Raw genomic sequence first — 12451 nt, forward strand, 5'->3', positions numbered from 1 at the left:
CGATGACAGGGTAAGCGTCAGTATAGGGCGAGCGATTGCCGGCCGCTCAAGCCTCCGAAAAAGTGCGCAATCCTGGACAAGTGCGGCCGCCAGCGCTGCAGCATAGTTGGGTTTCCGCTTTTTGCTGCTGCAGGCACTGTCATGAACCTTTCGCTCTATGCCGTCACCGTGCTGATCTGGGGCACCACGTGGATCGCCATCAAATGGCAACTGGGTGCGGTGCCGCCACCAGTGTCGATTGCGTGGCGTTTCTGGATCGCGGCGCTGGTGCTGTTCGCGTTGCTGCGCATCATGCGCCGGCCCATCTGGCCGCCGCGCGCCGCACGGCGCTTCCTCGCCGCGCAAGGTCTGGCGCTCTTCTGTCTGAACTTTCTGTGTTTCTACTATGCCGAGCAGGTGGTGCCGAGTGGCCTCGTCGCGGTGGTGTTTTCCACCGCGCCGCTGCTGAATTCGATCAATGGCCGGCTTTTCATGGGACGTCCTTTGCAACCGTCGGCGATTGCCGGGGCGGCGTTGGGGCTCGTCGGCATCGTGTGCCTGTTCGTCCAGCAGATGGCCGGACACCTTGGCGACCACACGGTATGGCTGGGACTCGCGATCGCGTTCCTTGGCACCTTGTGCTTTTCGGCGGGCAATCTGTTGTCGAGCCGGATGCAATCGATGGGCTTGCACCCGTTCGCCACCAATAGCTGGGCCATGCTGATCGGCGCCGGCGTCTTGACGGTGGGAAGCGCGCTGGCCGGCTTTTCGTTCTCTATCGAACCCCACGCGCGTTATCTTGGCGCGCTCGCTTATCTGGCGATCTTCGGTTCGGTGATCGGCTTTACTGCGTACCTGATGCTGGTCGGGCGCATCGGGCCGGAGCGGGCCGCCTACTGCACCGTGCTGTTTCCGATCGTGGCGCTGGCGGCGTCGACGGTATTCGAGGGCTACCAATGGTCCGCGTTGGCGGTGCTCGGGCTCCTGCTGGTGGTGGCGGGGAATCTGGTGGCGTTCGATCTCACGCGGCGACTCTTTGTGCGGCGGGTGAGGGCATCCTGAGGGCGCGGTGCCCTGGATCCTACTGCGCCTCCTCGGACCGCCCCGCGAATGACGTCGCTTTGGGACGATGGCGCCCTAATCGGCAGCCGCCCACTCCGGCCGCTTTCCCATGCTGTCGAACAGTTCGAGTATCGTCGCCTTGACCTTCTGCACGGCATTGCTGAGCAAGGCCGTGTCGTGCCAGCAGAGTGACAGATCGCGCGAGAACAACCGGTGATCGACCTTGGCAAGCTTGAGCTTGCGCTCATCGAGTTCGACGTGTGCAGCCGTCCACGGCAGGATCGTCACGCCTAGTTTTGCCATCACCGCCGCGAATAGCAACGCGGTGGAACTGGCCTCGAACAGAATCTCGCACGGCAGCCCGGCTTCGCGCAGCGCCCACTCGACGCGGCTGCGAATCGTATTCGGTGCGCTCGGCAGGATCAGCGGCATGCGCGCGAGTTCGGCGATCGACACCGGCTCGCGCGGCATCTGAAATTCCGGCCACGCAATCAGATAGAGCGCTTCGGTGAGCAACCTTTGCGCGGCCACCCCGCGCGTTTCGACCGCGTCCACCACGACGGCCAGATCCACCCGTCCGCTACCGATCAGACTGCCGAGCTCCGCGCTCGGTGCTTCGAGCAACTCCAGCGCGATGCCGGGGTAACGGTCGCGTATCGTGCGTGCAAGCGGAATCGCCATCATCCGGGCCGTGCTCGACGGCATGGCGACTGACACTCTGCCTTGCGGCAGCTCGGCGTCCTGCCGCAGGAGTTCGCGCGTGCTGTCGGCCTGCCGCAGCAACTCGATCGCGTGCCGGTACAGCGTTTGCCCGGCCGCGGTGGGCGCCACGCCCTGCACGCTGCGCTCGAGCAATTGCATCCCCAGATCTCGCTCCAGATTGCGCATCTGCTGGCTGATCGCGGGCTGCGCGATATGCAGCGCCTCGCTCGCGCGGGTGACGTTGCCGCACTCCACCACTTTGACGAAATACCGCAGTTGCCGCAGGTCCATGCGCGTCGTTCGCTCCTTCATCCCATAACGAAATCCGATTGAACTAGAGAAATATCATATTTTTCGATTATCGAGTGCGTTCTTATACTCAAGCCACAAAAAACCGAAGCGTGCCCAGCGTGAGCTGTCCGGCGCCGCTTCAGAACTGCCGGCTGCTGCTGGCAGCAACCAAGTTGCATGGGACCAGAGCAGCGCGCTGAAGCGCGAACTCTGGTCGACAAAGGAGACGAGCATGTCGAAAGCGATCGCTGCATCGACGCCCGGGCTCAAGCCCCGGCGCACGCCCCTCACCCGCGAGCAGATCGGCGGCTTCTGGGCGGTTTACTCAGGATGGGTGCTGGACGGCGTGGATTCGGTGATCTACGCGCTGGTGCTGATTCCGGCGCTCACCGAGTTGCTGCCCGTCTCGGGCATTGCCGCGACGCCCGGCAATCTCGGCATGTACGGCTCGATCCTGTTCGCGCTGTTTCTGATCGGCTGGGGGCTGTCGTTTATCTGGGGGCCGCTCGCCGACCGCTTCGGGCGGGTCAAGACGCTGGCCGCGAGCATCCTCATCTACTCGGTGTTCACCGGCGCCGCGGCATTCGCGCACAACGTTTGGGAGTTGGCCGCGTTCCGGCTGATTGCCGGCATCGGCGTCGGCGGCGAATGGGCGCTGGCGGGTACCTATGTCGCCGAGAGCTGGCCGGAGGATCGCCGCAAGATGGGTGCGGGCTATTTGCAGACCGGTTACTACGTCGGATTCTTCCTTGCCGCCTTGCTGAACTACACGGTCGGCGCGACGTATGGCTGGCGCGCGATGTTCCTGTGCGGTCTCGCCCCGGCGTTGCTGGCGATTTTCACGGTGCTCAAGGTGAAGGAACCTGGGCAATGGCGCAAGGCCACGCATGGCGTCGGTCAGACGAACGTCGCGGCGGTGACTAAGCGCCGTCCGCTGATTGAGATATTCGCGCCGGCTTATCGGCGTCGCACGTTGACGAGTGCAAGCCTCGTCGGCGTCGCGATCATCGGCTTGTGGGCCGGGTCAGTTTACGAAGCGAGTGCGGTTGTGACACTGGCGACGCGCGCCGGCATCGACCGCGTCGGCGCTGTGCGCCTTGCTTCGATCGGAGCGGCAGTGCTGTCGGTCGGGACGATCCTCGGTTGTCTCGTCGCACCGTGGCTGGCGGAACGTTTAGGGCGCCGCGTCGCGCTCGGGACGTACTTCGCCGGCATGGCCGTGTCGATCGTGTTCGCCTTCGGCTGGGTCTTCTATCTGCCGAACGGACTCAACCTGTTCATGGTGTCGCTGCTGTTCCTCGGCTTCTTCGGCGGCAATTTCGCGGTCTTCTCACTGTGGCTGCCGGAGCAATACCCGACCCGGATACGCGCGACAGCGTTTGCCTTCAATGCGTCGGTGGGCCGCCTGCTCGGCGCCGGTGTGAACTTCCTGCTGGCTGCCGCGATTCATTGGCAAGGTTCGCTCGGGCTGCCGATTGCGTGGACAGCGGCGGCCTTTGTGATCGGTCTGCTGATCTTGCCGTTCGCTGTCGAGACCCGTCACCAGACGTTGCCGGAATAGCGCCTGGCTGAGTGCATCGCTGGCGCTATCCGCGTTAGTCCTCGGACACTGTGGGCATAGCGCAAGCGCATCACTCAGCCTATCTGCAACCGTCATCAATTCGTTGGAGAACTCAATGCAAGCGTTACACGGAATCAAGGTCGTCGAACTGAGCCGTGCGCTGTCGGGGCCGTTCTGCTCGATGGTGCTGGCCGATCTCGGCGCGGACGTCATCAAGGTCGAACCGGGGCCGGGCGGCGACATGAGCCGAACCTGGGGGCCGTTCGACCGGGGCGTGAGTACCTACTATCTATCCTGCAACCGCAACAAGCGCGGCGTGTGCATCGACTTTCGCAACCCGGAAGGACTGGCCGCGATTCACCGGCTGATCGACGATGCCGACGTGGTGATCGAGAACTTCAAGCCCGGCACCATCGACAGCATGGGGCTCGGATATGACATGCTCAGCGCGCGCAATCCGCGGTTGGTGATGGGCAGCGTCAACGCGTTTGGCGCCGATGGTCCGATGAGCGGCTGGCCCGGTTTCGACCAGATCGCGCAGGGCTATTCCGGCCTAATGAGCCTGACCGGTTTCGCCGATGGCGACCCCACGCGCACCGGCACAGCGATCGGCGATCTGAGTTCGGGCATGTGGCTCGCGATGGCGATACTGTCAGCGTTATTGGAGCGTGAGCGAACCGGGCGCGGCCAGCATGTGAGTACGTCGTTGCTCGCGAGTCTGGTGGGGCTCTTGAGCGTGCATGGCCAGCGCTACCTGAGCCTGGGCGACATTCCGCGCCGTACGGGCAACGCGCATTCGGTGATTGCACCGTATGGCGTATTCGAAACTGCAGACGGACCGCTCAACATCGCACCGATTACTTCCGACATGTGGCTGCGCTTGTGCAACTTGCTCGATTTGCCCGCATTGCCGGACGATCCGCGCTTCGCGACCAACGAAGCCCGCGTCGCGCATCGCGATGAATTGAAGGTTGCCTTGGAAGCGCGGTTGAAGACGCGCAGCAAACGAGAGTGGACAGAGTTGTTCATCGGCGTGGGATTGCCTGCCGGCCCTATCAATACCTTGGACGAGGTGTTCGACGATCCGCAAGTGCAGCATTGCCGGTTGGTGGAAACGGTCGAGCATCCGACGCTCGGCGCGTTGCGCCAGGTCGTGACGCCGGTGTCGAGTTCGGCAGTAAAGGGCGATTCTTCGCATCACGTCAGCCGTCATGCGCCGCCGGGCCTTGGCGAACATACTGTCGATGTATTGCGCGAGGCGGGTTTCGATGAGGGCTCGATCGAGGCGTTGCTTGCCGCTAAAGCGGTGCATCAACAGGGCGAATACTTGCCGCCGGAAAAGGCTCGGGGACACGCTACTGGCGTTACGCTATGAGCGCCGACAAAAAACTCGAAACAGGGCTACAGCGGCACGCACTAAGCGCGCCGCGCAACTGAATACGCTGTGGGAATTGCGCAATGAGCGGGACACAATCGTTGGAATATGCAGCAGAGGTCACACAATGAACACGCCGAACGCATCACCGTTTTCGATAACGGCCGATATCGTGGATGAACGGATCGCACGCTTGACGTTCCGTCATCCTACCCGCCGGAATGCCCTCAGCGCTGAGTTGTTGCACGCGCTCGACTCACACCTTGTCGATCTCGCGACACAGCGTATACCGGTCGTGATACTTGGCAGCGGCGTCGGGCAGGACGTCTGGAGCGCGGGCCATGACCTTGGAGAGTTGGCGCATGACCGCGACCCTATTGCCTACGGCAAGCCGTTGGAGCAGGCGTTGCGCCGCGTGCGTGCTTACCCGGGTGTAGTGATCGCGATGGTATCGGGTTCCGCGTGGGGCGGCGCCGTCGATCTGGTGATGAGTTGCGACCTCGTTATTGCCGACGAAAGCGCGCGGTTTGCGATGACGCCCGCGAACATCGGCTTGCCCTATACGACGAGCGGCCTGCTGCGTTTCTTCAACAATCTACCGATTCATGTACTGAAGGAAATGTTCTTCAGCGCGCAGCCACTCGATGCAGCGCGTGCCGAGCGTTTTGGCGTGATAAATCGTCTGGTCGACAGCGACAAACTAGAAGCAACGGCGCTTGAAATGGCGCGCGGAATCGCAAGCAAGGCACCCTTAGCGATCCAGGCAGTGAAGGAACAACTGCGGATACTTGAAGATCTGCAACCGATGCCTGTGCAGGCGATGGAAAAGATTGCCGAGCTGCGTCGGCATGCATGCGAAAGCGCTGATTTCAGTGAGGGGCTGGCGGCGTTTTCGGAGAGGCGGCCACCGGTGTTTAAAGGCGAGTGAACGAGGCGTTTGTCGGAGCCCGTGAAGATGTTAAAGGTAGCGGTTCAAGGAACGGTGATGTCGTGAACGATCGCGCCTGCACCGACAGTACTACAGGTGAGCCTTTTCGGGAGAAAAAAGGTGGGTGAAGACACCAACGGTGAGCTTTTCCGGGAGTAGAAAAAGTGTGAAGCAGCGTAACTGCAAGCGCTTCGCTCAGCAAACGCTGTTTGTCCAAAGCACGATGGCACTGCTTGACCAGTTCTCTACTGGAAGGGCTGAAGTAATAGCCCTATGTGCAGGCCCAGCATCGGATTAACTTCGGTCAAACCGGCGCAGCGCACCACGCCCGCAGTGCATCGCATACTTCTTCAATTACAGGCTCCCACTGGCCAAGCTCGCGTTGCCGGAAGAGTCGCATCGACGGATACCAGGGACTATCGGCTCGGTCGCTTAACCATCGCCACTGCGTGTAGGCTGGCAGAAGCGTCCACACCGGAAGGCTCGCAGCGCCAGCAAGATGCGCGACCGATGTGTCAACGGTGATGAGCAGGTCCAGCGTTTCAAGTATGGCGAGCGTATCCGTAAAGTCTTGAATCGCAGGGCCGAGCGTATGCACGTCGAATTCGTCCGCGAGGGGTTCGCTTTCGCGCTCACTGTCTCCCTTTTGCAGCGAGAACCAGGTGATGTTCGGCAAAGCAAACAGGGGCTTCAGCGCGCCGAGCCGGATTGACCTGAAACGGTCGAGCGGATGATATGGACCGCCCGCCCACACGACACCGATCCGTCTGCTCCTTTGGCGTTTCGGTCTGGGCGAAATGCTATCTATGCAAGCCCGCCACACTTCGAGTCTATCTGGCTCTGCCGCAATGTAGGGCATAGCGATGGGAAGCATTGACAGGTCAAGATTCATATGTTCCGGCATCCTTAGCATATGGCTCCAGTAGTCATAGGGTCCAGGGGGCAACTCTGTAAACACCGCTCGTACGCCGGACATGCTGGCAGCAATCCTCGCAATGGGCTGGCTAATAAATACGTCAACGATTGCGCCCCGCTGGTGCAGCCATTCAGCAAACCGGATGAACTGGATTTCGTCGCCGCGTCCCTGCTCGCCAACAAGCAGGAACGTTCGTCCGGTAACCCGCTCGCCATTCCAGACGGGAAAGTCCGGAAAAACCAACGAGGTTACCTGTACCGGCAAGGTGTAGAACAGATTGTGTCGCTTCCAGCCATTTTTGAACTCCCCGTTGCTTAGTTCAAGGCACGCAAGCTGATACTGCATAACCGCGTCATCCGGCAGCAGTCGGGCCGCGTCCCTGCTGTGAATCATCGCTTCCACGTTATGGCCGCGGACGGTTAAAGCATGTGCGGCGTAGAGGTGGAGCGCGGCACGTTGCGGATCGATGTCGAGCCCCTGCCGGGCAACACTTAGCATCTCGCTAAAGTGGTCGATCCTATACAGTGCGAGACACAGCGCCTCTAAAGCCTCGACGTTGGCGGCGTGCCGCATTCTGACCTGCCTGACCGCTTGGTCAAGCAGCGCGGTACACCTGGCTTTAGCCAGTGCCGCAACGAGGTCAAGCCCGTCTTGCAGATTAGATGGATCAAGCGCCCATGCGTTAGCGCGGGCAACCAAGGGGCCTGCGTCTGTTAGGTCGGGATCACTAACTTGAGAGTTAGACATTTCAAAGGTACCTTACTGTACTTGTGCGAGAAGTTGCGCCCCTAGGCGCCGTATGGGCGAGGCAGGGGCGCTTCCCATACAACCAGCTTATTGTGTATAGGTCGCCAGAAGGGTTGAGTTATTGAGGGCCGTAGTAGGAGTCACTGTGCCGTAGTAAGTCCCAGGTGCTGGATTCGTGATGGTGCACGTCGCCGCCCCGCTTCGTACAGCGACGGAATTGCAATCCGCATTGACGACCGTGGGTGAACCGGCTCTGAGCCATAGCGTCGCTATGTCACCATAGGCTGCCGGTGACAGTGTAAAAGTCACACTCTTTGCACCAGCAGGAACGTCCAGCGAGAAATACTGTTTTATCTGGACACCCGTCGAGAACTTTGTCGGGACATTAGTACTCAGTTCGGTCACGTGGGGGGCAACGACGGTAAAAGGCCGCGTCAACGTGCTAACAGCTCCCTTGCTATCCGTGACCGTTAATCTGACGTTGTAAGTGCCCGGATACTCGTAGTTGTGGTATGGGTTCACGGACTGCGTGCGTACCATTTCACCAGGATCACCAAAGCCCAAGTTCCAGGTCCATGACTTGATTGACGCGGCACCTCTCGCAGTAGACAGGTCTGTGCATGTCACCACCATCGCGTCGTTGACCTGCGAGCACTTGAAATCCGCCGCCGCTGGGATCTCGCCAGCCTTCGCTGCAGCAACTGTCGCCGCTGCATCCACAATGCCCGAACCCAGTGGCTGATCCGGCTGCTTCGGGAACGGCTGCGCGTGCTGTGTGATTAGTGTCCGCATTTCCGCAGTGCTTAACGGTGTAGGTGCCACTGACTTTACTAGCGCGACCACGCCGGTGACCATCGGCGTAGCCATAGATGTGCCGGAAAGGTAAGCGTAACCTTCAGCGCCCAATGACGTCGTGCCATCGTTATAGGTGGAATAGATGTCCGTGCCCGATGCGGCAATATCGACAGTAGGCCCATAGTTTGAGTCCGAAGCTCTTGAGCCGTCGCGCCGGGAATTGCCAACAGTGATAACACCATTACAGTTGCCAGGCTGGTAATTCGCTGCGTCGGCAATATTGTTCTGGGCGGCAACAACAACGTCCACGCCGTGACTGGTTGCGTAGTCAACTGAGTCCTGAAGCGCTTTTGAACACTGACCTGGACCACCAAAGCTTGCGTTAATCACGTTTACAGGGCGAGGATTGACGGCGATTCCCGGAACAGACCCGCCAGAGGCCCACATCACTGCGTCCGAAGCACTGGAAAGTAACCCCGTTCCATATTCATTCAGCACACGCGCAGAGATGATTTTTGCAGACGGTGCAATGCCTGCAATCCCGATGCCATTATTTGTGACCGCGGCCATGATGCCAGCAACGTGAGTGCCGTGATACGAGAGTGAGCGTGTTCCGTTTCCAATGCCCGGATTTGAACCATCCTGTGGACCCAGATAGGTAAAGTCGCGGCCAGGCAGGATATTCGCGTTCAGGTCACCATGCTTTGTTACCCCGTTATCAACGAGCCCGATAGTGACTCCCGCACCGGTCGCGATGTTCCACGCGTCGGCTGCACGAATCCCAACGTTGGGCTGACCGGGGTCCAGGTTTGAGAAAAGCCCCCATTGCAGGTTGTAGAAGGGATCATTCGGCGCAGAGTTGATGGATATAGGCACGTCCGGTTCCACGTACTCCACGTCAGGATCGGAAGCGATAGCGCGCATGAATGCCTTCGCTTCCTTGGCGTTCAGTTTGCGCTCCGTGGTTATCACATCCGCACCGACACCCATACGGCGTTGATGGCGCGCTTTCGAGGGGAAGGCGCCCGCCAGCCGGTTGAGCCTTGACTGCACCGCTGTAATTGACCCGCCTTCGACAGTGCCATCCTTGTACTTAATGATGAAGCGATCAACTGAAGCGTCCGACCACAAACCGCTCGCGTTCATCTTCAACGACATGGCCAGTGGAACCGTTGTTGAGTTCGCTGCCAATGCCGCCGTCGCTTCCAGAGTCTGAGGTGCCGCCGACGATGGCGTACTCGAAGACGTCGAATCACTCCCGTTATGTACGCCACATGCAGCAAGTGCAAGCGAGACACAGGCAGCGCCTGCGAGTATCCGAAATGTTTTAGCTCTTGACCAAAGCGGGCTGACGCCGCTGATAGTTTTGCGGGGAAATCTCCTTTCGCATCCTCGTCTCTTCTTTTGCATATTCTTGTCCCTCATACAGCCAGTAAAAGGATTGCCCCAGATTCTTGTTTTGATGTTGCAGCCTTAGTCGCGACCGCTTGCCGACCTTTCGCGCAACTCCGGCGCAGGTCATATTTTTATTCTCGGAAAACTCTCAGCGAACGATTAGCAGCGACGCATATGCGTTATGACGTTTCACCGTCTGCAATCAGAGCGTTAGTGTTGTAATCGGTTGCAATTTAGAAGCCTAAATAGCCGGGGCGAGTGATGCCATCGGGGATGTCTATTTTTCGACAGGGAAAAATCATCGGAGGGTGTACGACTGTAGGCGTGCTATTCAGGCAATAAAAAAGCGCGATTGCTCGCGCCTTCTTCATTGCGGCGGTGTGTGTTAGCCGCTAGTGGTAGTCAGTGCTGCGCTGTTACGGCGTGGGTGCGTTGGCGCATTTCGCAGTCAGTGATTTCCGCCCGGCGTCTCGCCGCAGGTCTGCTTAGCGAAGGCTGCGCACGCCGCCAAAGCCGCTGCGCTCGCATACGTCACCAGCCCCATTGCAGCAACCCACCACAACGCAATCGAAACATGCGGCGCCAAAATCGTCGCCGCCCCAGCCATCGCGACCCCAACAAGCCCCCCCGCCTGCCGCAACGCGTTCAACAACCCCGACGCCACACCAGCCAACTCACCAGGCACCTGTTCCAGCACAGTCGAAATCATCGGCGGCACCGACAACGCCGTCCCACCACCAAACATTACCATCGCCGCATAGGTGAAGACCCAAGGCGCGCGCCATTCCAGACTCATTGCCATCGCCGGCACCGCAACGGCGGCTAGCACGAGCCCGGTCGTCATAAACTGCGTCGCAGTAAACCGCCCATGCAACCTACCCACCACCACATTCCCGATCGACAAACTCCCCGCCAGCGGCAACAACGTAAGCCCAATCTCCCGCGCGTTAAACCCAAACTCGCCATGCAAATAAAGACTCAACTCAAACAACAATCCAAAGTAGCCAACATAAACGAGCGTCCCCATCGCATTCATCGTCACAAACATCCGATTACGGAACCACTCAACCGGCACCATCGGATGCTGCGCACGCCGCTCGACAACAACAAGCGTCAGCGCAGCTAGCACGGCAAGCAACGCCGCCCCCCACACCTCTCGCGCAGCGATCCCACGCGACGGCAACTCAATCGCCGCATAGCAGAGCGCGCCCAATGCGACGATGCTCGCCAACTGCCCACCCCAATCGAAATGACGCCCGACGCTGCGCGTCGAGTGACGCACCACGACCCAAGCTCCCGCGAAGGCAACGAGACCAGTCGGCACATTGATCAGAAACGCACTGCGCCAGCCGAACCCTTGCACGAGGAGCCCCCCCAGCACCGGTCCAATCGCCGCCGCGACCGAGGCAATCCCAGCCCACGCCGCAATGGCGCGCCCGCGTTCAACGGGGTCCTCAAAGGTGCTGCGCACGATGGCGAGCGACGCCGGCAGGAATAACGCCGCGCCGCTGCCCTGTACGAAGCGCGCGACCACCAGCGCGCCGACGTTCGGCGCCAGCCCGCAAGCCGCCGAGGCCGCGACGAACAACGCGAGGCCCCACAGATACACCGCCTTCGCGCCGAAACGGTCGGACGCGACGCCGCCCGCGAGGATCAGCGCGGCAAAGCTCAGCGTGTACGCATCGACGATCCACGCGAGACCGCCTACGGACGCGCCCAGGCTAACGTGCATCGCGGGCAGGGCGACGTTGACGATGGTGGTGTCGAGCACGGCCATGAACATGCCGCTCGCCACCAGCGCCAGCGTCAGGCGCGGACGCCTGGCGTCCCGCTCCGTGTCGGCCAGCTTGGTGGGCAGCGGTTGTTCAGCGGCGCATTCGGTCATTACACATCCTCGGGCTAGAACTGCAATTGAATCGATCGACGAAGTCTAGCCACATACGCGAATGCAATAAAGCAGTGATTGCGCATGTGTATGATGCAAATATGCATGACGGACAGCGCAGCCAATGATCAACTGGGACAACGCACGATTTTTTCTCGCCGTGGCGCGTACGGGCACGCTGCGCGGCGCGGCGGCGCAACTCGATGTCGATCAGGCGACAGTCGGCCGACGGATCGCCGCGCTCGAAGAAACGCTTTCGACAACGCTGTTTCTGCGCACCCCCGCCTTGTTCGTGCTGACGCCTGCCGGTGAAGCCCTGCTCGGGGCGGCCGAGACGATGGAGCAGGCCGCCTTGTCGATCGAACGGCGAATTGCCGGACTCGACGATCAACTGGCCGGCACGATCCGCGTCGCCACGACGGATTCGCTCGGCAAACAATTCGTGGTGCCGGCCATCGCCAGGCTACGACGGGCGCATCCGGGCATCGAGATCGTCTGCGTGACATCCGCGCAGATCGCCAACCTGACGCGGCGCGAAGCCGACGTGGCGATCCGCACGCTGCGGCCCGATGCACCCGACCTGATCGCGCGCAAGCTCGCGCAACTGGAGGTTGGTATTGATATGACTTTGCGTGTCAATCGCGAAATTGGTTTCCAGGTTGCATCGACGCATGAATTTCCTGAGGGCGGCGCAGCAGTAAGTCTCGACGGTGGATCACACTTCTATGAGCAGGAAGTTGTCAAGGCCTTTCACGACCTGACTCACGAATCATCGACCAGGTCCTTCGGGCGGGTCCAGTTCGGAAGCGCCGTAG

The 12451-nt window shown here is 60.4% G+C and carries 9 protein-coding genes; 5 read left to right on the forward strand and 4 right to left on the reverse strand.

Annotation, left to right across the window (positions count from 1 at the left end):
- Positions 1 to 141: 141 nt before the first annotated feature.
- The gene (locus P3T25_RS41560) at positions 142 to 1041 is read left to right on the forward strand and encodes a DMT family transporter (protein ID WP_429363026.1); all 900 of its coding nucleotides are present in this window, start codon (positions 142 to 144) and stop codon (positions 1039 to 1041) included.
- A gap of 75 nt (positions 1042 to 1116) precedes the next feature.
- Here P3T25_RS41560 and P3T25_RS41565 read toward each other — a convergent pair whose 3' ends face one another.
- On the reverse strand, positions 1117 to 2034 hold the full coding sequence (locus P3T25_RS41565) for a LysR substrate-binding domain-containing protein (protein WP_171926595.1): 918 nt from the start codon (positions 2032 to 2034) through the stop codon (positions 1117 to 1119).
- A 232-nt stretch (positions 2035 to 2266) separates the two neighbouring features.
- Between P3T25_RS41565 and P3T25_RS41570 the strand changes: the two genes are divergently transcribed.
- From P3T25_RS41570 to scpB, 3 genes are all read left to right on the forward strand, one after another.
- Entirely contained in the window at positions 2267 to 3595 is a 1329-nt protein-coding gene (locus P3T25_RS41570) for an MFS transporter (protein ID WP_171926594.1), read from the forward strand.
- 115 nt (positions 3596 to 3710) lie between these two features.
- Entirely contained in the window at positions 3711 to 4970 is a 1260-nt protein-coding gene (locus P3T25_RS41575) for a CaiB/BaiF CoA transferase family protein (RefSeq protein WP_171926593.1), read from the forward strand.
- A 127-nt stretch (positions 4971 to 5097) separates the two neighbouring features.
- Positions 5098 to 5898, forward strand: coding sequence for a methylmalonyl-CoA decarboxylase (scpB, locus tag P3T25_RS41580; RefSeq protein WP_429363029.1), 801 nt, complete (start codon positions 5098 to 5100; stop codon positions 5896 to 5898).
- A gap of 304 nt (positions 5899 to 6202) precedes the next feature.
- Here scpB and P3T25_RS41585 read toward each other — a convergent pair whose 3' ends face one another.
- From P3T25_RS41585 to P3T25_RS41595, 3 genes are all read right to left on the reverse strand, one after another.
- Complete coding sequence (locus tag P3T25_RS41585; protein WP_429363031.1) at positions 6203 to 7561, reverse strand: hypothetical protein; 1359 nt, start codon at positions 7559 to 7561, stop codon at positions 6203 to 6205.
- 87 nt (positions 7562 to 7648) lie between these two features.
- Positions 7649 to 9514 carry a S8 family serine peptidase gene (locus tag P3T25_RS41590; RefSeq protein ID WP_429363033.1) on the reverse strand — a complete coding sequence of 622 codons (1866 nt, stop codon included), beginning with the start codon at positions 9512 to 9514 and terminating at the stop codon, positions 7649 to 7651.
- Between the two features lie 685 nt (positions 9515 to 10199).
- Positions 10200 to 11636, reverse strand: a complete 1437-nt coding sequence (locus P3T25_RS41595) for an MFS transporter (RefSeq protein WP_171926587.1) — start codon at positions 11634 to 11636, stop codon at positions 10200 to 10202.
- A 127-nt stretch (positions 11637 to 11763) separates the two neighbouring features.
- On the opposite strand from P3T25_RS41595, the gene P3T25_RS41600 reads away from it, so the two are divergent.
- On the forward strand, positions 11764 to 12451 hold a 688-nt coding region (locus P3T25_RS41600; RefSeq protein ID WP_429363035.1), incomplete at its 3' end, for a LysR family transcriptional regulator.

Source organism: Paraburkholderia sp. GAS32, from assembly GCF_050434225.1.
GTDB classification, from domain to species: Bacteria; Pseudomonadota; Gammaproteobacteria; order Burkholderiales; family Burkholderiaceae; genus Paraburkholderia; species Paraburkholderia madseniana.

Coding starts and splice junctions, on each gene's coding strand:
- P3T25_RS41560 (WP_429363026.1), top strand. CDS start 142: ATGAACCTTTCGCTCTATGCCGTCACCGTGCTGATCTGGGGCACCACG.
- scpB (WP_429363029.1), top strand. CDS start 5,098: ATGAACACGCCGAACGCATCACCGTTTTCGATAACGGCCGATATCGTG.
- P3T25_RS41595 (WP_171926587.1), bottom strand. CDS start 11,636: ATGACCGAATGCGCCGCTGAACAACCGCTGCCCACCAAGCTGGCCGAC.
- P3T25_RS41575 (WP_171926593.1), top strand. CDS start 3,711: ATGCAAGCGTTACACGGAATCAAGGTCGTCGAACTGAGCCGTGCGCTG.
- P3T25_RS41570 (WP_171926594.1), top strand. CDS start 2,267: ATGTCGAAAGCGATCGCTGCATCGACGCCCGGGCTCAAGCCCCGGCGC.
- P3T25_RS41565 (WP_171926595.1), bottom strand. CDS start 2,034: ATGGACCTGCGGCAACTGCGGTATTTCGTCAAAGTGGTGGAGTGCGGC.
- P3T25_RS41590 (WP_429363033.1), bottom strand. CDS start 9,514: ATGTCGTTGAAGATGAACGCGAGCGGTTTGTGGTCGGACGCTTCAGTT.
- P3T25_RS41585 (WP_429363031.1), bottom strand. CDS start 7,561: ATGTCTAACTCTCAAGTTAGTGATCCCGACCTAACAGACGCAGGCCCC.